This is a genomic window from Halomonas sp. MES3-P3E (assembly GCF_002836035.1).
In the GTDB taxonomy this organism is placed as follows: domain Bacteria; phylum Pseudomonadota; class Gammaproteobacteria; order Pseudomonadales; family Halomonadaceae; genus Vreelandella; species Vreelandella arctica.
On sequence record NZ_PJBT01000020.1, the window covers coordinates 11818 to 31006 of the forward strand.

Annotated in this window: 16 protein-coding genes; 7 read left to right on the forward strand and 9 right to left on the reverse strand. The window is 52.8% G+C overall.

Translation table 11 applies throughout. From position 1 onward, the window contains the following. Positions 1–96 precede the first annotated feature (96 nt). The 3 genes from CXF87_RS05920 to CXF87_RS05930 all read right to left on the reverse strand — a co-directional run bounded on the left by CXF87_RS05920 (position 97) and on the right by CXF87_RS05930 (position 4228). A complete protein-coding gene (locus tag CXF87_RS05920) occupies positions 97–1380 on the reverse strand; it encodes a nitrate regulatory protein (protein ID WP_101145874.1) in 1284 nt (427 codons plus the stop codon). Positions 1381–1483: 103 nt separating this feature from the next. After that, positions 1484–2836, reverse strand: a complete 1353-nt coding sequence (locus CXF87_RS05925; protein ID WP_035559246.1) for an MFS transporter — start codon at positions 2834–2836, stop codon at positions 1484–1486. Positions 2837–3208: 372 nt separating this feature from the next. Then, positions 3209–4228 carry a patatin-like phospholipase family protein gene (locus tag CXF87_RS05930; protein WP_101145875.1) on the reverse strand — a complete coding sequence of 340 codons (1020 nt, stop codon included), beginning with the start codon at positions 4226–4228 and terminating at the stop codon, positions 3209–3211. A 245-nt stretch (positions 4229–4473) separates the two neighbouring features. Between CXF87_RS05930 and CXF87_RS05935 the strand changes: the two genes are divergently transcribed. Then, positions 4474–6201, forward strand: a complete 1728-nt coding sequence (locus CXF87_RS05935) for a methyl-accepting chemotaxis protein (protein ID WP_101145876.1) — start codon at positions 4474–4476, stop codon at positions 6199–6201. Between the two features lie 96 nt (positions 6202–6297). On the opposite strand, the gene CXF87_RS05940 is transcribed toward CXF87_RS05935, so the two are convergent. After that, complete coding sequence (locus CXF87_RS05940) at positions 6298–7425, reverse strand: CZB domain-containing protein (RefSeq protein ID WP_101145877.1); 1128 nt, start codon at positions 7423–7425, stop codon at positions 6298–6300. 278 nt (positions 7426–7703) lie between these two features. Next, the gene (locus CXF87_RS05945; protein WP_101145878.1) at positions 7704–8426 is read right to left on the reverse strand and encodes a murein L,D-transpeptidase catalytic domain family protein; all 723 of its coding nucleotides are present in this window, start codon (positions 8424–8426) and stop codon (positions 7704–7706) included. A 105-nt stretch (positions 8427–8531) separates the two neighbouring features. Between CXF87_RS05945 and CXF87_RS05950 the strand changes: the two genes are divergently transcribed. Further along, a complete protein-coding gene (locus CXF87_RS05950) occupies positions 8532–10172 on the forward strand; it encodes a L,D-transpeptidase family protein (RefSeq protein WP_101145879.1) in 1641 nt (546 codons plus the stop codon). 93 nt (positions 10173–10265) lie between these two features. Here CXF87_RS05950 and CXF87_RS05955 read toward each other — a convergent pair whose 3' ends face one another. After that, positions 10266–11993 (reverse strand): peptidoglycan DD-metalloendopeptidase family protein, encoded by a 1728-nt coding sequence (locus tag CXF87_RS05955; protein WP_101145880.1) that lies wholly within the window; start codon positions 11991–11993, stop codon positions 10266–10268. A gap of 436 nt (positions 11994–12429) precedes the next feature. Between CXF87_RS05955 and CXF87_RS05960 the strand changes: the two genes are divergently transcribed. Next, positions 12430–13353, forward strand: a complete 924-nt coding sequence (locus CXF87_RS05960) for a LysR family transcriptional regulator (RefSeq protein ID WP_101145881.1) — start codon at positions 12430–12432, stop codon at positions 13351–13353. A 92-nt stretch (positions 13354–13445) separates the two neighbouring features. Next, positions 13446–14438, forward strand: coding sequence for a glutathione S-transferase family protein (locus CXF87_RS05965; protein ID WP_101145882.1), 993 nt, complete (start codon positions 13446–13448; stop codon positions 14436–14438). A gap of 93 nt (positions 14439–14531) precedes the next feature. Here CXF87_RS05965 and CXF87_RS05970 read toward each other — a convergent pair whose 3' ends face one another. Together CXF87_RS05970 and CXF87_RS05975 are read right to left on the reverse strand one after the other, a co-directional pair. Continuing rightward, positions 14532–15014 carry a PRC-barrel domain-containing protein gene (locus tag CXF87_RS05970; protein WP_035586732.1) on the reverse strand — a complete coding sequence of 161 codons (483 nt, stop codon included), beginning with the start codon at positions 15012–15014 and terminating at the stop codon, positions 14532–14534. Positions 15015–15109: 95 nt separating this feature from the next. Beyond that, positions 15110–15307, reverse strand: a complete 198-nt coding sequence (locus CXF87_RS05975; protein ID WP_008957698.1) for a CsbD family protein — start codon at positions 15305–15307, stop codon at positions 15110–15112. 252 nt (positions 15308–15559) lie between these two features. On the opposite strand from CXF87_RS05975, the gene CXF87_RS05980 reads away from it, so the two are divergent. The 3 genes from CXF87_RS05980 to nfi all read left to right on the forward strand — a co-directional run bounded on the left by CXF87_RS05980 (position 15560) and on the right by nfi (position 18382). Continuing rightward, a complete protein-coding gene (locus tag CXF87_RS05980; RefSeq protein ID WP_035559269.1) occupies positions 15560–15748 on the forward strand; it encodes a hypothetical protein in 189 nt (62 codons plus the stop codon). Positions 15749–15839: 91 nt separating this feature from the next. Continuing rightward, positions 15840–17555: a DEAD/DEAH box helicase gene (locus CXF87_RS05985; RefSeq protein WP_101145883.1), complete on the forward strand. Its 1716-nt coding sequence runs from the start codon at positions 15840–15842 to the stop codon at positions 17553–17555. Between the two features lie 143 nt (positions 17556–17698). Next, the gene (nfi, locus tag CXF87_RS05990; RefSeq protein WP_101145884.1) at positions 17699–18382 is read left to right on the forward strand and encodes a deoxyribonuclease V; all 684 of its coding nucleotides are present in this window, start codon (positions 17699–17701) and stop codon (positions 18380–18382) included. Between the two features lie 6 nt (positions 18383–18388). On the opposite strand, the gene CXF87_RS05995 is transcribed toward nfi, so the two are convergent. Beyond that, the gene (locus tag CXF87_RS05995; RefSeq protein WP_101145885.1) at positions 18389–19105 is read right to left on the reverse strand and encodes a glutamine amidotransferase; all 717 of its coding nucleotides are present in this window, start codon (positions 19103–19105) and stop codon (positions 18389–18391) included. Positions 19106–19189: the final 84 nt, after the last annotated feature.

Genomic DNA, 19189 nt, shown 5'->3' on the forward strand with positions numbered 1-19189 from the left:
TGCTCGTTTAACTAAGTAAGACTTTAGCATGGCTAAGGGAGTGGCATCCTGCAAACATACCTACCTAACCATTGCGGTACGGCTCTACTACTTACGTTAGCGAGCGTGCCCATCTTCTTTGCGTTTTAGCATTGCAGAGAGATCCAGAATAGCTTGGGCCATATCCGCCATGCTTTTGCTTTGATCCATAGAGGTTTTACGCAGAAACCGGTAGGCCTCTTCTTCGCTCATCTCTTGATGAGCCATGATGAGCCCCTTCGCACGTTCAATCAGTTTGCGTTCACGCAGCGCTTTACGGGTGTTTTCAAGCTCATCGCTAAGCCCTTGTAAGCGGCTGGCCTGTGCCTGGGTGAGTTCAATCAGCGAGCGCCCTAGCGGTGAGGTTAGCGCGTTGGCTGTCAGGTCACCTAATGGTTGCGCACCCGCCAGCGTTAGTAAGTGTGCGCAGGGGGCAGGCGTAGGACGACAGGGCCCTGCTTTGGCTTTTTCCAATCCATCTTCGGCCTGAGCGATTTTGCGGTGACAAAACACACTCAGCTGAGTGATCAATGCATCCTCAACTGTTTTCATCGAGTCGATACGTAGCGTAGTTAGTTCGTACCAGGTTTCACCCAGTGAATCAGATGTGTCTTTGGGTGGTGTTTGTGATGCCGAATGACGCTGGCAGGCGATGTCGCGTAAATGGCAAATACCGGCCAGGGTGCGAGGTGAAAGCTCCTTTTGCCATGACTGCTGCGCCTCAGGCGTAGCAAACTCTACAAATGTGTCAAAGCAGCGCTGCTGGTCAGTCACTAGCTGATTCAATAAAGCGCGGTGCGCTTCATCGAAGTGGCCATGGGTAAAGCCGAATGCGCCACAGGCTCGCTCTTGGCCAGCTAATTCTTTGCCCTGCATTAAGTGAAAAATGGCAACCAGATGGCGAGTGATATCAGGGTCGATAGAGGAGTCAGCGGCTTCAAATACAATCGCTAGCAGCCCACTGGTCAGTTGATTAAAGGCCTGAGTGGCTGCATCAGGCGAGATGGCAAAGGTGTCGATAGCCAGACGGAGTTCATCAAGCTCATCAAGGGCATACCAAACGGCGGCAATCCGGCGTAGTAAGCGAGCGGCTGCCTGGGGGCGAGCCTCTTGGCTGAGCGCTTCCAGCCGCTGGCGCATTAAGGTTTCCGCCTGCTGGCTGTGTTGGCGGTAAGTATCGCGGCGGGTTTTGAAACGCTGGCCTTGAGAGGCTAGATAGATCGTTGACGCTCCTCGTTCACGTTGGAGCATATGAATAAAGCGGCTAATGTCACCGACAATATCGGCGGTGGTGGCAAGGTGAGTAAGGTTGTCGATATCGCAACGGAGGGCGGTTAAGAGCAGTTGCTGCGCTGAAGACATAGAATTTTCCTTAACGGCTCGCCGCCTAAATGTAAACACTCCCATATCGCTACCTAACTGGATAAGGGCGTATGGGAGCGTACTTGAGTGTATTGGAAAGCGCTTAACGTAGCGAGAGAGCGCCTGCTCCAACGTCGTCACCAACTGCATCGCGGTAAGCTTTGGCCTCTTCAGCTTCGGTGGCGTCGCTAAAGCGTACCAGCAAAACACAGGATGCCAGTGCCAGCACTGTTATTCCTAGGTAGAACAGGCCTTGCTGATAGCTCAGGCTTTCGCTGCGGAACAGGAAGGCAGCGCCGACCGCGCCCACGTTGCCGCCAGCACCGACTATGCCCGCAACAGCACCCAGGGCTTTTTTATTGATGAACGGGACGACCCCATAAGTGGCGCCTTCGGCCATCTGCACAAACAGGCTAAACACCAGCATGATACCAATCGCTAGGCTGAGTACATGCATTTGCGAGAACGCTACCAGCGCAATCCCTTCGCAAATCAAGGCAATAAACAGCCAGCGTACACGCCCCTTTAGGCCGCCTTGCTTGGCGAATAAATCAGAAAAGACACCGCCCAGAGTACGGGCAAAAATATTCATCAGGCCGAATAAGCCAGCGATCAGGCCCGCCGTGGCTAAAGTGAGGTCAAATTTATCAAAAAAGTAGATAGCGGCAATATTATTAATCGTAAGCTCTACGCCAAAGCACAGGCCGTACACAACAAACAACGCCCATACACGAATATCTTTGGCGGCAGCTAGAAAGCTATGTTTTGCGCCGTTTTCACCGGTCGCCTCAGGCAGCTCGCCAGTTGCGCGCAGGTCACTGAAATTCCCGTTGGGTGCATCTTGAGTAAAGAACCAATAACCGATCCCGGTAAAGAACATCACAACGCCGGGTACCATCATCGCTAAGCGCCAGCCAAAGGCTTCGTTGACGCCCAGCATCAGCATGCCTGAGAAGATCAGCGGCATCAGAATTTGTGTGGTACCGCCGCCTAAATTACCCCAGCCCGCGCTGGTAGCGTTGGCGGTGCCAACCACATTGGGGGCGAACATCATTGAGGTGTGGTATTGGGTAATAACGAAGGAGGCGCCAATGGCCCCAATGGCTAAGCGCGCTAATAGAAAGGTTTCAAAACTATCGGCTAAGCCAATACCCATCACCGGAATAGCACCTAACATCAGTAACCCGGTATAGGTTTTACGCGGCCCAATACGGTCACACAGTACGCCAATGGCTAGGCGCACAATGACGGTGATCGCCACCGACGCAATAATAGTATTGCCGATTTGTGTTTGGGTCAGTGAAAGGTCTTCACGAACAATCGCCATAAGAGGGGCGATGCCAAACCAGCCGAAGAAGCAGATATGAAACGCAAACCATGAAAAGTGGAAAGCGCGCATTTGAGGGGTCGAAAAATTAAGCAGCCGAATACGGTTGGCTTTGTTGCGTATGTCCATGGGATGGCCTCACGGGGCATAAAACGAGTTGATCACTACGCTAAACGCGAAAATTAGCGCTTTGCGTCAGCAATTGACGAGAACATGCCTTCTCCATTGAAGGTCAGGCTCGACGCACTCGTACCCAGTTGGGCCTGGTCCACGCCTACCACCACTACTGAAAATATGCAGGTAGTTTGCCAGTTGAATATTTGTTGTTAAAAATCATAATCTTAATTTGTTTTTGTTGTTTTGTTAGCACATGAGTAAAGTGAATATGCTGCATGAGTGGGCATGCAGTTCTTTTTTTGCGGCATCTTGGTGCTTAAAAGGGCCTCGGTCGAGCGGGTAAATATCGGCGCTCTTCGCTTAGCCCGTTATTCATGTTGGCCGTTATTCATGTAAATAGACAGCATCTACATCGAGCGTGGAGTATTCGCCAATGGCATCGAAATGTTCACCTAGCCAGCGTTCGGCGGCGTCCTGGCCCTGTTCAAAAAGGTGGCAGAGAAAAGGCCACTCGGAATTGGATTTACTCGACACAGAGAGTCCTTCAAGCGCCAGCTCACCGCTGATACGATGAAAAAGCGCCTGCTGGTAGCAATTTTCAATTCCCTGCTCATCAAGCGCATGTTTAAGCAGCGCGATCATGCGAATTTCTTTAATCAGTGCTGAATTAAACGTGATCTCGTTGAGACGGTTCATAATAGCTGACGCAGAGGTGGGTACATCATTGCGGCTAATGGGGTTGATTTGAATCAGCAGAATATCCCGTGCGCTGCACTCTTCCATGAGTGGGAACAGTGCCGGATTGCCCATATAGCCGCCATCCCAATACGCTTCGCCGTCAATTTCTACGGCTTGGAAGATAAACGGCAAGCAGGCGGAGGCCATCACGGCGTCCACACTCATCTCTTCTCGGCGAAACACGCGCTGCTTTCCTGTGCGCACGTTGGTAGCCGCCACAAACAGCTTTAGCTGTTCGCATTTTCGAACCCGTTCAAAATCAATATGCTCAGCCACGATATCGCGTAACGGGTTAATGTTGAGCGGATTGAGCTGATAGGGCGAGGCCACGCGGCTTAGTAGATCCATAGCAATAAAGCCGGGTGAGTTATCCAGGCTCCAATTGCCGGTCAATATATCCAGGGGCGTACGACGGATTGGGCTTGTCATACCCGCTCGACTGACGGCTTTCCAAAAGTCGCACAGTGCCTGGCGAGCCGTCTCTTTATCACCGCGTGTTAATGCATCGGCCATGACGACACCGTTCATGGCCCCGGCGCTAGTGCCGCTGATCCCTTCAATTTCAATGCGTTCATCCGCTAATAGGCGATCAATCACGCCCCAGGTATACGCGCCGTGAGCGCCACCACCTTGTAATGCGAGGTCTAGCTTTTTGACCTGTGCCATATGCTTTTTCCCATTGCGACTGGTGTGATGTGTGGTTGCAGTAAGACCAGCATGGCATAGGCAGTTAGAGAATATACAAGGCTATTTAACGGGGAATACAAAAGGTAATACCAAATTATGATTGGCCTAAACGATAGAGTGTGGTCGACTGCATGCGATAAGATTAATAAACAACAGTTACGTTAACGTAAACTATTTCTATAAACATATGAATTATAAAAAACATTACAAGGGGATTCTCGAGCATGGCGCAAAAAAATAAAGCACGCTTTAGCATGAGTCTGCAGGCGAAAATGGTCGCTTTAGTGTTACTTCCCATGCTGATTTTGGCCTTAGTGCTGTCCGCGTTGGAAGTGCGCAGCTCAATAACGAGTATGCAAGAAACGCTCGATAAGCAGCGTGATGTGTTGGTCAGTGAGCGTGAAACGACGGTGCGCTACTTAGTTGAGTCCGCCCGTAATGCGGTCTCACACCTCGTTGACCATGCTGAGCTTAGCCAGTCAGAGGCACAAGAGCAGGCGCAAGAGATACTGCAGAATTTTCGCTACGGCAATGCCAACTATGTTTTCGCCTTTGATTTTGACGGCACGGCGCGAGCGATGGCCGCTGCGCCAGAGCGGGTGGGTACCAATATGGTGGGGCTGGTCGATAGTGAAGGCAACGCCTTTGTGGAAGACCTAATTGAACGTGCCCGCTCGGGGAATACAAGCTTTTACGACTATCAGTGGATTAATCCCGCCACCGGTGACATCGAGCCAAAGCACTCCATGGCGATTGCTATCCCTGAATGGGATTGGATGATCGGCACCGGGATCTACCTAAGTGATATTGATGTGGGGTTGGCGCAGGTGGAGGCGTTGGCGTGGCAGGAGTTTCGTCATGACTTGATCGCCAAGGGCGTTGTAGCGCTGGTGCTATTGCTAGGTGTGGGGGTGCTGGCAACTTGGCTGGTCAAGCGGGCGCTGAGCCCGGTGAAGCGTGCTGCCGCTGCGATGCATGACGTTGCCACGGGCGAGGCGGATTTAACCCAGCGCCTCCGGGTGGAGCGCAATGACGAAATTGGCGATTTGGCCCAGCAATTTAACGCCTTTGTCGAGCGGATGCAGATCACCCTTCAAGATGTGCATCGCACGACCCAGAGTGTGTTGCTTGCGTCGCAGAATATCGATCAAGGCACCAACGAGTTAGCCACGCGCACAGAACAGTCGGCGGCTAACCTACAGCAAACGTCTTCCTCCATGGAAGAAATCACGTCGACCGTGCATCACACCACCGAAGCCGCTGATCAGGCATCGCAGCTGTCTCAAGGGGCTGTGGATGTTGCCCGTAAAGGTAACTCCGTTATGCAGCGTGTTGAACATACGATGGGTGAAATCAATCAGTCAGCCACGCAAATTGGCGACATTATTACCCTAATAGATGCTATTGCGTTTCAAACCAACATCCTGGCGCTCAATGCCTCTGTTGAGGCGGCGCGTGCTGGTGAGCATGGGCGCGGCTTTGCCGTGGTCGCTGAAGAAGTGCGCAAGCTTGCCAGCCGTTCCAGTGATGCCGCCGGAGAGATACGCCAGTTGATCGACAGCTCAATGGAGCGTACCCAAGGTGGCACCGCCTTGGTGCGCGAAGCGGGTACCACCATGCAGGAGATTGTCGATAGCATTACCCGGGTGACCGATGTGATTGCTGAAATTAGCGCGGGCGCGCGGGAGCAAAGTGCGGGTATCAGTGAAGTGAATACGGCGGTGGCCGAGATGGATTCCATGACCCAGCAGAATTCCTCCATGGTGCAAGAGAGTGCCACCTCAGCCCAGCGGCTGCGAGCAGGGGCAGAGCATCTTTCACGCTTGCTTGAGTCGTTTGTGCTGGGGGATATGGAAGCAACTGCATCAGCGCTGCCAGCCGCTCAGTCACGATTGAGGCCCGCGCCGCGAAATAGCGATCAGCGTCACCCAACTGAGTGGGAGGCCTTCTAAGCCAAGAGCAATCTAAAACAGAAACAATGCCAATATCGGCTGCTCATCCGTAGCAGCCGATGCTTTTTTAGCATCTGTGAAGTCATCGTCTGTGCGTTAAGGCGAACCTGCTAACGGTGAGTGATGACTGGTTGAGTAGGGCGCCTCAAATATGGCGTGTTCCATGAGATTGTCCAGCTGTAGGGCTAGCTGTTGGCTGGCTTCTTCCATGACGCCTAAAGCAGCTAATTGACCATTGCGGTCGCCTAAGCGGGCAAACTTAAGCGCTTCAGCACCGCTTTCATGCATGCGCCTGTGCGGCGCCGTTAATGCTCGATAAGACTCAGTGCGGGCATAGCGCTGGTAGCCCTCACCTTGCTGGTGCCAGCGCCCTAAGCGGCATTGATGGTGATCTTCTAGTGGTGTGTCGGTGTTGGCAGATAATAACTGCTTATAGAGGCGACATTTCCACACCGCATGGTCAAGTTTGGCGGAGTGTAAAAATGCAGCGGTAGCACTGTGATGTATCACCTTGTGCATATGCTGCGTTTGATCCGTTAACCGATGTAATGCGTGCTTAGCTGACTGTGCCTTTTGGGCAGTGTCTTCGTCGGCTTGGCGTTTTTTCACCACTGCTTGCGAATGCGTTCTTACCTGGCTATTCATTTGCTCCATTAGCAGGCTGAGCTGATGGCTTAGCTGCTGCATATTAAGCGCTAAGCGGTGAACATCATCTGCAATGGCGGCTATTCCTGGTGACTGCTGGCTAGCGGAATCAGCACTCCCCAGGCCTTGGCGATGGGCCGTTTCGAGTGCTGTGCTAACCGCTAATGCTTGCGCGTGACCCGCATTGCGAGCAAATGCTACTTGCAGTTGGCTCAGAGCGTGTAGGGTCTTAGCTAATACTAACGGCGAGGCGGGGAGCGCTTCGGTATATTCAGGATCGTGACAACGCTGATCAAGGGTGTCGATGGCATGCTCGGCAGCAGCAATCAGGTTAAATGTCTCCGTTAGGGTGGCGCGTTCCCCGGCAAGCTGGTCGGCATACTCTTGAAGGCCGTTATTGAGCGAGGCCAGCATATCCGCCCCTCTCGCTTGCAGCATGCCGATGGATTGCGACGGTTTCATTAGGCTTAGCAGCCGGCTGCTGGGCGAGGGGGTAGCGGCGTCGAGCTGAGTGCGTAAGTCAGCGACCTCCTGTTCCAGGCGGCGAATTTTTTGAAAAGGATGCATAAAGGTGAACATGGCAGAGACACCTACGGCAGATAGCAATATTTTGTGTTAATTTGTCACAAATTATTGCAGAGGGTTCCCCTGTACGCTTGGTTTAGCTGCTTTCAATGATGAAATTCAGCTGCCAATGGTCTGCGAGAATGAGATTATTAACGCCCTCTTTATTAAGAGTCTGAAGAGCGAAGAGGTTAGATAGTTAAAAGACGGGGTAGCTAAAAGCCAGAATAGCTAAAAGATAGAATAGCTCAACGTCGGAATAGCTCAATGTCAGAATAGCTAAGCGTTTGGCATCAGCGGCGGGCAAGTTGAGCGGCAGCGGCTGTGCAGCCTAGAAACGCTGAGGTGGCAAGCCACTCGGCATCGGGGTAATAAGCGAATACGTATTGATCTTCCTTTAGGCTATCAATCAGTGGGTAAGTAACGTCTTCACGTACTGCAGGGCAACCATGACTGCGTCCTAATCTCCCCGTTTGGGTAATGAACGCATCGCTCACATAGTCAGCACCGTGGATCACAATGGCACGCTCGAAAGCTAGGTCGTTGACGTTAGGTTCAAGGCCTTCCAGACGCAGCGAATAGCCGTTGCGGCCGTAATAGCTATTCATGGTGCGAAATAGGCCAATGCTGGATTGGTGGCTATCAGGCGTGTTGGAAAATGTCTTGGCCTGGGCATCGCCAGACCCTTGGCCATGAGAAACCAGCTCCTCAAAGAGCAGTTCATGCTGACGTAAATCAAATACCCATAGGCGTGGTTCGGTAGACGGCAGTGAGTAGTCAATGACTGCAAGGCGCTCGGCAGTGGGGTCGGCACAATTGAGTGCCTGAGCGGCTAAACGCAGTGCTGCGGGCGTTGCCTGGGGGGCGAGCTGCAATAACTGGTGATGTAAAGGCAGTACGCCGCGTGGCGGTGTAGATTCAACCTGGGCAAAGAAACTGGCGGCGTGTAGCGGTAATGTAAATAGTATAAAAGGTAGAGAAAATAATAACGTGGCAACATTTAAACGAAGAGCCATAAAAGTCGATCCTACCAGCAATATCAGTCATTATGAAAATTAGCCGACTAATACAAAAAACAGGGTCGGCGATGTGGAAGACTATAGTAACGCAAGGAGAGGGTGATGAACGAGAGACAGCTACTAAGACGATGGGCGATAGGGAGCGCTCTGTGTCTAACGCTTACCTACGGCCCTTTAGGCATCAGCCCTGTATATGCGGATTCAGCCTCAGATTCATTGCAGCAGGCGATAGCTCAACAATTAAGCTCGGCAGACGCGCGACAACTTCCTATTACTGAGTTTTATCAACTAAGTGATGGTCAACCCGCGTGGCAGGCAGCGGGTGCGGTTGAGTCACTGGTCGAGGCGCTCAACAGTTTGGAAAACGATGGCTTGGTGCCGGAAGATTATCACGCTGATACGTTGCTTGGTGAGTTTCAGCGCAGTCAGTCGGGTGATGATGCTGCACAGGCCTCGTTTGATATCAAAGCCACTCGCTCGCTATTGCTGGCGCTGGACCATTTAGAGCGCGGTAAGGTGAATCCGCGAGACGTAGAGCCACAGTGGGATGCGCCGCGACCAGAAAGCGACTACTCGCTGCTACGTGTTGTACATGCCGTTGAAGACCGTGCGCTGGATAATGCCACCGCGCTGGCCAGGCCTTCGTCAGGTGAGTATCAGCAATTGCGTGACGCCTTAAAGCAATACTATCAGTTGGCGAGCCTGGGAAGCGCACCTTACTTAGCCGCCAGGGAGGAGTCTCTTCGGCCGGGGGATGAAGCCGACGATGTTATTGTGCTGCGCCAGCGTTTGGCACTCTGGGGTGAAACGGACTTGATGGTGGCTGATAGCAGGGCCTATCCACTAATTGATGTGCAAGCAGCGTCTAATCAGCGCGTGTTTGATGCGGCACTTGAATCTGCTGTGAAGCGTTTTCAGCGCCGCCATTTACTACAGGAAGATGGTGTGGTGGGTGAACAGACCCGGCTAGCGTTAAATACGCCGGTGTCAGCGCGGATCGACCAACTGCGTGTCAATTTAGAACGCGCGCGGTGGATCCGCCCCATGCAGTCTGCCGAGCCACGAGTATGGGTCGATATTGCCGGTTACCGGATGCACTATGTGCGTCCTAATGGCCAGCACTGGGATGCGCGAGTGGTCGTCGGCTCGCCGCGTCGTGAAACGCCGATCATCCACTCTACTATCAGCCATTTAACGATTAATCCATCCTGGACCATCCCGCCGACGATTATGCGTGAAGATGTACTGCCTCGCGTGCGAGCGGATATTGATTACTTGGCGCGCCAAAATATTCGGGTGATTAGTCCTTCCGGCGAGCCGCTCGTGGCAGAAGAGATCGATTGGCAGCGACCAGGCGGCGTGATGTTGCGCCAAGTGGCGGGTTCGGGTAACCCGCTTGGTCGTGTCGTGGTGAGGTTTCCCAACGATGACATGATCTATTTGCACGATACCCCCGCACGCGGGCTATTTCAGCGTAACCAGCGCGCACTCAGTTCAGGTTGTGTGCGGGTAGAGGGGGTGGCTGAACTGGCGCAGATGCTGCTTCAAGATACCGGCAGCCGTTACCAATTTAGCACCCTGTTAAATGAAGGGAGTGATCTCAACGTGAACCTGACTCAGCGCATCCCGATTGCCCTGCACTATTTGACCGCCTGGCCAAATGCACAAGGGGAAGTGGAGTTTAGGCCCGATATCTATCGTCGTGATGCAACACTGCTAGCAGCGCTGCAGCGTCCTGTTTAAGTGTTTCAATGCTAGTGACACAATGCAAAACACCGCCGAAGGGCGGTGTTTTGCGTTTAAGCATATTCAATTCAGCATCAATGAATACCGAGGTTAGTCGTCATTTTCCTGCTGAAAGGTAGCTACGCTAACCGGACCTGTCTCACCGCTTTCTAAGGTGGCCAGGATCGGAGCTGCTTGGCTCTGGAACGCAATCAGCGTATCGCCGCTTAAACTGGTATTTTCGGGCAGGGCGACGGTCATCGCATTGACCGGTGAGTTGTTGACGATGACTTCATAATGCAGGTGAGGGCCAGTGCTGCGGCCAGTGTTGCCTGATAACGCTATGCGCTCGCCCATTGTTACACGCTCACCCTGGCTAACCAGTGGGCGGGAAAGGTGTAGGTAGCGGGTACGATAACCGTTGTCATGACGAACGACGATATAACGACCTGCCGCATGGTGGTTACTCACGCGCTCAACGACACCATTGGCAGGCGCTGTTACAGGCGTGCCAATTGGCATAGCAAAGTCAGTACCATTATGCGGACTAATGCGGCCAGTTACCGGGTGCTTACGCCGTGGATTGTAGTTCGAGCTTAAGCGGTAGCTGCCTTCAAAAGGATGGCGTGAGAACGCAGGGTCTAGGCTGCTGCCCTCAGGCGTATAGAAGTTATCGTCGGTAGCGTTACGTACAACGGTAAGGTCCATGCGCTCGCCATTGTATTGAACCGCCAGCACTCGCGAATCAAGCGTTTCCCCGTCGATCATGTCTGATTCCACCAGTACCTGGAAACGGTCGCCACGGCGGCTATCCCGCCGAAAATCGAGCTTCTTCTCAAGTAGCTTGGTCAGTTCCGTCACCGCGCCACTGTTTAAGCCAGTTGCCTGGGCTGACCGCGCGAAACTACCGCTGACGCTACCGGCATAAAGGCGTTGAACAGGTTCACCTTGCCGCTCAATAGTGGTGATAGCGAAGTGGTTTGCATCACGCTCCAATAAAATACCGTCACGGGTATTTTTCATCATGCGTAAGGAAAGTAAACGCCCATCTTCGTCTAGCTGGTAATCAAAGCTGTGTCCGGCGCGCCAGTTGGTTAGCATGCGTTGATCGGGCAAATCCTCAAGCAGGGCCAACACTTCGCTGTACCCAAGGCCTAATTCATTTTGTGCCAGCAAAGCGAACGTTTCGCCAGATTCAACAATATGCGTTTCCCACTCAGGAACAAACGGCTCTTCAGCTGCCAGTTCTAGATCCAGAAATGAGATGTCACCAAATAGCTCAGTACCGTAATCCTCATAAGAAGTGGCATCGGCAATTTCAACTGATGAAGCGTCGTCTGCATCCAGCATGCCGCTAGAGAGGGTGCCCAGCACAATTGCCATATGCAAAGCGCCGTCATTAAGCCCTGTGCCACTTAGCGTTGCGATATCAAGAGCTGGTGCATCCAGGGCTGCGGCATTAAGTACCGTTACTTCGTCGCCCAAGGCGGCTTGTCCGGCCATATCTGCTTGTGCACTGGAGATGACATTCATATCGAGATCTACGATCTCGGTAGCGGTTAATTCGCTGAGAGGAATATTGTCGCGGGTGGCGTCGAGGGCGCGTGAAGCGCGATCGATCGCATCTGCTACCGGCGTGCGTTCTTGACGCAGGGAAGGAACCCCCGGAGCAGAATCGCTAGGAAGCGGAACCAGCACGCTTTCAAGCGGTGTGTGTGATTGATTTAGATCTTGGTATGTCGTCAGTAACTTCTGTGTGCCCAGCACAGTGACCATAGTGGCCACAGGTAACAGTAATAATTTGTGCGTGCGGGGCAGCGAATAAAGGATTCGCAACATGGGTAAATGGACCGCCGAGTTCGTGATTAAAAGCAACAGTTAAGCGCATAAACCCAGGAACCATACCCCATGAGGGCAAGGGTGAATAGACTGTATGTCTATACATAAAATTTAATTAAAAAGAATTATGGCAAGAATAGACAAAGATTACTATTTATAAACACCGTTTGCTAACAAATGTAACTGAAAAAGCAGGCTAACTACATACTCTGTACCAATCATAGACGAAAACTGATTTTTCTAAAGCATAAATATAGCAAATGTCTAAAATTTATATAGCATCCCAGTGTTCAAACTTCTCAATACCCATTACTTAAGAGGAGTAACAGGCTTTTTATACACATAGGCGGCATTGAAGACTGTTTCCTGGCATTCTAGTCATGTTTTTTCGAATAATAAGCGCATTGTTCCGCTGTATTGCGTTGAGGAAATCGAAATGTCCCGGGTAACACTTTCACAATGGCAAATGTTGGCTGCCGTGGTTGACCATGGTGGCTTCGCGCGAGCGGCAGAAGCCGTACATAAAAGCCCTTCTACGCTCAACCATGCCGTGCATAAATTAGAAGAGCAGCTAGGCGTTCAGGTGCTGGAACCCATTGGCCGCCAAGTACGCTTAACTGAAGCGGGTGAGCTGTTGCTTCGTCGTGCGCGCCAGTTAATCGAAAGCGCAGCCTCGCTTGAAGATGTGGCTACCAGGTTAGCCGCCGGCTTAGAAGCAGAAATCGTGGTGGCCATTGATCAGGTATTTCCAACGGGGGCTCAAGCCAAGGCGCTCGAGCGCTTTTCTGAAACGTATCCTCAGGTGCGTGTTCAGTTGCACGAAAGTGTGCTCAATGGGGGCATTGAAATGCTCTACGATGGCCGCGCAGACTTGGTGGTCTCCGGCATTGAGGCGCAAGGTTTTTTAGGCGAGCCGCTGGTAACGGTTCGCTTTGTGGCGGTTGCGCATCCTCAACATGCCCTGCATCAGTTGGGCCGCTCGTTGGATCTGCGAGACCTGGCTCAACACCGCCAGTTGGTAGTGCGCGACTCAGCGCTGCGTCAATCAACCAACGCGGGCTGGTTGAAAGCGGAGCAGCGATGGACCGTTACTCATCTCAATACATCGCTTGATATGCTGCGGCGTGGACTGGGATTTGCTTGGATGCCAGAAACACGTATTGGTGAGGAGTTAAAAAACGGCCAATTAAAGGTATTGCCGTTACCTGCCGGCGGTATTCGTGAAATACCTATTCAGTTGATTTTCCGCGACCGAGACCGGGCAGGGCCTGCGGCTCATGCGATGGCCGCTGCATTAAAACAGGCAGTGATTAGCGAGTGTGCCCAGCATGATTCGACTCACTCGAACGAAAAGGCGTAAAACATCCGCTTGAGCATCCTTGAGGCGGGGGTATGCTGAAAAAAGCGTAAGGCATCTAGCCAAGCACCCGAAAGACTTTCAGGAGACGCCCCATGGGACTGCTCGTTAATGGTAAATGGCAAGACCAGTGGTATGACACCAAAAAACACGGTGGCGAGTTTGTACGTGAATCCGCCCAACTACGCGACTGGGTGGGCGCCGAGCCCGAAACAGATGGCGACCGCTATCCTGCAGAAAAAGATCGCTACCATTTATATGTATCGCTTGCGTGCCCTTGGGCGCATCGAACACTGATCATGCGCAAACTGAAAGGGTTGGAGTCGCTGATAGGCACCTCTCATGTCAGCCCACTAATGCTCGACCAAGGCTGGACCTACCGCCAGGATGAAGGCGCTAGTGGTGACCCGATTAACAAGGTGGACTTCCATCATCAGCTTTACACCAAAACCGATCCGCAATATACCGGCCGCGTCACGGTGCCCGTGCTATGGGACAAGCAGCGCAGTGCCATTGTGAATAATGAGTCTGCCGATCTGCTGCGTATGTTTAATGGTGCGTTTGATGAACTGACCGGCAACGACTTGGATTTTTACCCGGAAGACCTACGCAGCGTGATCGATGACGTTAACGCTGATGTTTATGACCACATTAATAATGGGGTTTATAAATCGGGCTTTGCTACCGAGCAGGCGGTATACGAAAAACACGTGAAAGCGCTTTTTGACGCTTTGGAACGTATGGAGGCGCGTTTAGCAGAGCAGCGATACTTGGCAGGTGAATGGTTGACCGAAGCCGATATTCGTCTGTTTACCACGTTGGTACGTTTCGATGCGGTTTATTACGGCCATTTCAAATGCAATTTTAAGCGTATTGAAGACTATCCCAATCTTTCCAATTACGTGAGAGAGATCTATCAGTGGCCTGGTGTGGCGGAGACCGTCAATATGGATCACATCAAACGCCACTACTATTATAGCCACGACACGATTAACCCGACGCGGATTGTGCCAGCGGGCCCGCTGCTTGATTTTGAGCGTGCTCATGACCGGGAGCGTTTGCCGGGGCAGGGCGTACGACGTAAATAGTCCACCACAAACAATTCGCATCAAAAAGGGCCGCCTAATTAGGCGGCCCTTTAAACTTCGCTATTCAGTCAATCTAACGATAGCGTTTAGCCATTATTCGTCAGCATCTACTGCTTCTCGCGTGCGCTGCCAAGCGCTTTCAGCACCTTCTTGGGTTGTCTGCCAAGCATCACGGGCGTTGGCTTTAGTCTGCTCCCACCAATCGTTATCATATGCGGGGAAGGCTTCGACTTCTTCCTGGCTAGCTTCGACCATGATGCGATGCTCGGTATCACCGTCTTCTTCTGTATCGGTTTCCAGCGTGAAGTAATCGGTATCTACCACGATTTCACGACCGCCTAGTCCAAGTACGGAACCACTTTCGATAACAATGGCACTGATGCGCATCTCTTCATCGAACAAGATGTCGTCAACGTCACCGATTTCCTCACCGGAACCGCCGGCGAAATAGACTTCTGCATCGAGAATGTCATCGGCAGAATACATGCCTTGAGGCTCATTTTGCGCGTGAGCACTCATAGCAAAACTTCCTAGTAGGGCCGTGCCAATCGCTGTTGTGAGGATTGTCTTACGCATAGCATCTCTCCATGTGGCTACGATAAATGATCAATAAAAATGTTTACTGAAAACTTTTCTGTAAATATAGAAATATAGGTACTGTAAATACAGGTTTACTGCTTATCAGCCCAGTCGTCTGCCTGACGCTCTGCTTCTTCACGCTCAAGGCCATATTTTTGCTGAAGCTTGCCAACTAGCTGATCTTTCTTACCGCCGATCTGATCCAGTTCATCATCGGTAAACTCACCCCAGCTAGACCGAGCCTTGCCTTTCATTTCTGTCCATTTGCCTTCAATCTGATCCCAGTTCATTGCATCGCTCCTTGAGAGTAGTGAACTTGATTAGGTCCTTTCTAGGTTAGACCATATTTGTATGAGCGCAAGTCCCTGATTCAGTGTGGTGTAAGTTAAAAGTGCTGGTCAGAAGCAAAATGCGATGTTAGGATGCGCGCTCCTCGCATGTGCTGACCCCTCCATCACGACGGTGAGCGTTTACTTGCATAGTTATTGATGAGTCTTCATTAATAGTTATTAGCAGTATCGCTTGCGGGAACATCTTGCCAATTGCTAGATGTTCATTGCTGTGTAGATGGCGCGCCTCCAGTATTTCACCACACGGGTGAAATCGGCGCAGAAGGTCGCCACAACGGCTGGCCCGCGAATGCGGTGTTTGCCAACCGGATGCTAGGTGCGACCGGCGTCTCCGACTCCATTGATGGCTATGACCGCTACGGCGGTGCCTGTTTTCGATAACGACCATTTGATTGGCGTTTTTGCGATAACAGAGTCAGGGACGCTTATGATGTTTTTTGCCGGTACTTACCGGCCTACCAAGGTGTGATTAATGACCTCGACTTCTGTCGCTTCGCCGAGCTTCGGCGATCTTGCTCTTTTGCCTGCCGTTCTGTCTGCTGTTGAATCTCAGGGCTACGTAACTCCTTCGCCGATTCAAGCGCAAACCATCCCTGCGCTGCTTGAAGGCCGCGATATGCTGGGCCAAGCACAAACCGGCACCGGCAAAACTGCAGCGTTTGCATTACCGTTACTGTCACGTTTAGAGCTGACTCGCCGCGAACCGCAAGTGCTAGTAATGGCACCGACTCGCGAACTAGCTCAGCAAGTAGCTGCCTCGTTTAGTAAGTATGGCCAAAACCTCAAAGGTCTCGAAGTAGCGACCCTTTGTGGCGGTCAAGAATACCGTGAACAGCTAGGCGCCCTTAAGCGTGGCGCACAAGTGGTTGTGGGTACCCCCGGCCGTATTATCGACCACCTGGACCGCGGTAGCCTGAAGCTAGATGGCCTGTCCGCTTTAGTGCTGGACGAAGCTGATGAAATGCTGCGCATGGGCTTTATCGACGACGTAAAACGCGTGGTTGCCGATACCCCGAAAGATGCTCAGCGTGTGTTCTTCTCGGCAACACTGCCGACTGAAATCGAGCGCATTGTTAACCGTTATTTGGTTAACCCTGTGAAAGTAGCGATTGAGTCGGGAACCACGACTGGCGAAAACATCGAACAGCGCATTGTACGCGTTGACGGTGGCGCTAAGCTTGAAGCTCTGTCGCGTATTCTCGAAGTCGAACCGGTCGATGGCGCTATCGTCTTTGTGCGTACCCGTGCCGCTTGTACCACGCTAGTTGAGCAGTTGACTGCCCGTGGCGTTAACGCCGCTGGCCTGTCCGGTGATCTGGACCAGAGCCTACGTGAGCGTACTATTACGCGCTTGAAGCGTGGCAAAGTCGATGTACTTATTGCCACCGACGTAGCCGCCCGTGGTCTTGACGTGTCGCGTATTACGCACGTTATTAACTACGATCTGCCGCAAGATGCAGAAGCCTACACGCACCGTATTGGTCGTACGGGCCGTGCGGGTCGTAGCGGTATTGCGATTACCTTTGCTGGTTTCCGTGAAGGCCGCAAAGTAGGCTGGATGGAGCAGGCAACCGGCCAGAAAATGACCGAAATGCCGCTGCCTGACGAAGCCGCTATTCGCGCTCATCGCGATGAAGTCTTCCATGAGCGCGTGATTGCCTCCTTGACGAAAGGCGCCGAAGAGCAGCGTGCTCTGATTGAGCGTCTGATCGAAGAAGGCCACGACCCGATCGAGCTAACGTGTGCGTTTGCCGCGATGGCGCGTGCTGATGAGCCGCCGATTGGTCGCCTACAGGCACCACGTAAAGAGAAGCCCTCGCGTGATGGCGCTCCTGCTGGTAAGCCGGGTGCCCGTCGTGAACGCACTAGCGGCCCGACCGAAGGTATGACGCGCTACCGCGTCTCCGTAGGTCATAAAGATGGCGTGAAGCCGGGTCAGTTAGTCGGTGCTCTTGCCAACGAAGGCGGCATTGAAGGCGCGCGTATCGGTCGTATCGATATCCGCAACGCGTTCTCTGTCGTCGAACTGCCGAGCGGCTTGCCCTCGACGATTCTGACCAAGATGGCACGTGCCCGTGTGGCCGGTCGTCCGTTGGAAATCAGCGAAGACAGCGCCCCGGCTGAGCGCGCTCCGCGCCGCCGTCGTGACGAAGGCGATGCGCCGGTTCGTCGTCGCGAACGCGCCTAAGTCTTCGCCGTAAGGATTAATCAGCTGCCGCCAAGCGGCAACTGAGAAAATCTCAAACGCCCTCGCTCCTTTACTGGTGCGGGGGCGTTTTTTTGCTACCTTACTCTTCATTCATTGGATTGATTATTGTCAGGGAGGATGACATGTCCGCACCGCTACACGAATGGAATTTAGCACCTAGGGAAGCGAGGGCATTACAGACACAGTTGGCGAAGGGGTTGGAATTATCCGACCGCTTGGCCCCTGTGAAGCATATTGCGGGAGTGGATATCGGTTTTGAAGATGGCGGCGAAACAACCCGGGCAGCCGTAGTGTTGCTGGAGTGGGACCCTGCTACCGCACCCAGCTTAAACGTGGTGGAACAAATGGTTCATCGTGAGCCCACCCGCATGCCGTATATTCCTGGCCTGCTCTCGTTTCGTGAAATTCCAGCGGCGCTGGGGGCGTTTGAAAAGCTCAGCGTGTCACCTGAACTGGTCATGGTCGACGGGCAGGGAATTGCCCACCCACGGCGCTTAGGTGTGGCGGCGCATTTAGGGCTGTGGCTTGATTTGCCCACTATTGGGATTGCCAAATCACGCCTATATGGCAAACACGCTGAAGTGGGCGAGCAGCGCGGCGACTGGGTGCCGCTTTACGCGGGGCAAGAAACTATTGGGGCCGTGCTGCGCTCTCGTGCCAAGGTAAAGCCGGTGTATGTGTCACCAGGGCATCGCATCACCCTGGAAACGTCGCTTAATTGGGTGATGCGCTGTTTAGGGCGTACCAAACTGCCTGAACCTACACGGCTTGCCGATCGATTAGCGTCGCGGCGAGATCAGCGTTAGTCGGGGCTATACAAACGCGAGGAAGCGCGTGAGCAGACTGGCTGCGTCTGATGCATCAGTCACCTCCGCTGACAGGCTTGCAGGGTTCTTACCCTGGTCGCGTAACGCAGCGCGTTGGCGCTCTATATAGGCGCGCATGACAGGTACGTTGAATTCGGGGTGGAACTGTACGCTCCATTGGCGCGGGCCATAGCGCAGTGCTTGATGGGCGTCGTGGCTGTTGTGGGCCAGCACGGTGCAGCCGTGGGGCGCCTGCATGACCGACTGCGCATGGGAAAGGTGCGCCGCAAAACTTTCCGGTAATTGGCTAAATAGTGGGTCTTGTTGGCCGGCCAGCGTCAGCCGCACTGTATGAGTGCCCGACTCGCGGCCCGCTGGGTGGTAATCGCTGACACCGCCAAAAGCGGCGGCCATGAGTTGATGGCCATAGCAAACGCCCAGCATGGGCGTATCGTTTGCCAACGCGTCTTGCAGCCATGGTTTAAGTGCTTCGCTCCAGGGCTCTGCATCGCTAACCATGCTATGCGAGCCAGTGATCAGTATGCCTGCCAAGGTGTCTAGAGCGGGTGGAGTAGGGTTGCGTCGCGCGTCCCACACCTGTACCTCTAAATGCGCAGGTAGGGCAGTACTAAGCTGCTTTTCAAATAGCGTTTCAAAGTCGCCGTGCTGGTCGACGACTTCTGGATAAGCATCGCCGGTTTTAACGATTAATACACAGGCCATATCACTCCCTCGGTACGATGAAACGCAAATGTTAAACAAAGGTCTTTCAGGAAGAGCACAAAGGCATGATGATAGCCTACCATG

What these genes read in the sequence shown, in the direction of transcription:
- CXF87_RS05920 (WP_101145874.1), bottom strand. Translation starts at nt 1,380, where the DNA reads ATGTCTTCAGCGCAGCAACTGCTCTTAACCGCCCTCCGTTGCGATATC.
- CXF87_RS05925 (WP_035559246.1), bottom strand. Translation starts at nt 2,836, where the DNA reads ATGGACATACGCAACAAAGCCAACCGTATTCGGCTGCTTAATTTTTCG.
- CXF87_RS05930 (WP_101145875.1), bottom strand. Translation starts at nt 4,228, where the DNA reads ATGGCACAGGTCAAAAAGCTAGACCTCGCATTACAAGGTGGTGGCGCT.
- CXF87_RS05935 (WP_101145876.1), top strand. Translation starts at nt 4,474, where the DNA reads ATGGCGCAAAAAAATAAAGCACGCTTTAGCATGAGTCTGCAGGCGAAA.
- CXF87_RS05940 (WP_101145877.1), bottom strand. Translation starts at nt 7,425, where the DNA reads ATGTTCACCTTTATGCATCCTTTTCAAAAAATTCGCCGCCTGGAACAG.
- CXF87_RS05945 (WP_101145878.1), bottom strand. Translation starts at nt 8,426, where the DNA reads ATGGCTCTTCGTTTAAATGTTGCCACGTTATTATTTTCTCTACCTTTT.
- CXF87_RS05950 (WP_101145879.1), top strand. Translation starts at nt 8,532, where the DNA reads ATGAACGAGAGACAGCTACTAAGACGATGGGCGATAGGGAGCGCTCTG.
- CXF87_RS05955 (WP_101145880.1), bottom strand. Translation starts at nt 11,993, where the DNA reads ATGTTGCGAATCCTTTATTCGCTGCCCCGCACGCACAAATTATTACTG.
- CXF87_RS05960 (WP_101145881.1), top strand. Translation starts at nt 12,430, where the DNA reads ATGTCCCGGGTAACACTTTCACAATGGCAAATGTTGGCTGCCGTGGTT.
- CXF87_RS05965 (WP_101145882.1), top strand. Translation starts at nt 13,446, where the DNA reads ATGGGACTGCTCGTTAATGGTAAATGGCAAGACCAGTGGTATGACACC.
- CXF87_RS05970 (WP_035586732.1), bottom strand. Translation starts at nt 15,014, where the DNA reads ATGCGTAAGACAATCCTCACAACAGCGATTGGCACGGCCCTACTAGGA.
- CXF87_RS05975 (WP_008957698.1), bottom strand. Translation starts at nt 15,307, where the DNA reads ATGAACTGGGATCAGATTGAAGGCAAATGGACAGAAATGAAAGGCAAG.
- CXF87_RS05985 (WP_101145883.1), top strand. Translation starts at nt 15,840, where the DNA reads ATGACCTCGACTTCTGTCGCTTCGCCGAGCTTCGGCGATCTTGCTCTT.
- nfi (WP_101145884.1), top strand. Translation starts at nt 17,699, where the DNA reads ATGTCCGCACCGCTACACGAATGGAATTTAGCACCTAGGGAAGCGAGG.
- CXF87_RS05995 (WP_101145885.1), bottom strand. Translation starts at nt 19,105, where the DNA reads ATGGCCTGTGTATTAATCGTTAAAACCGGCGATGCTTATCCAGAAGTC.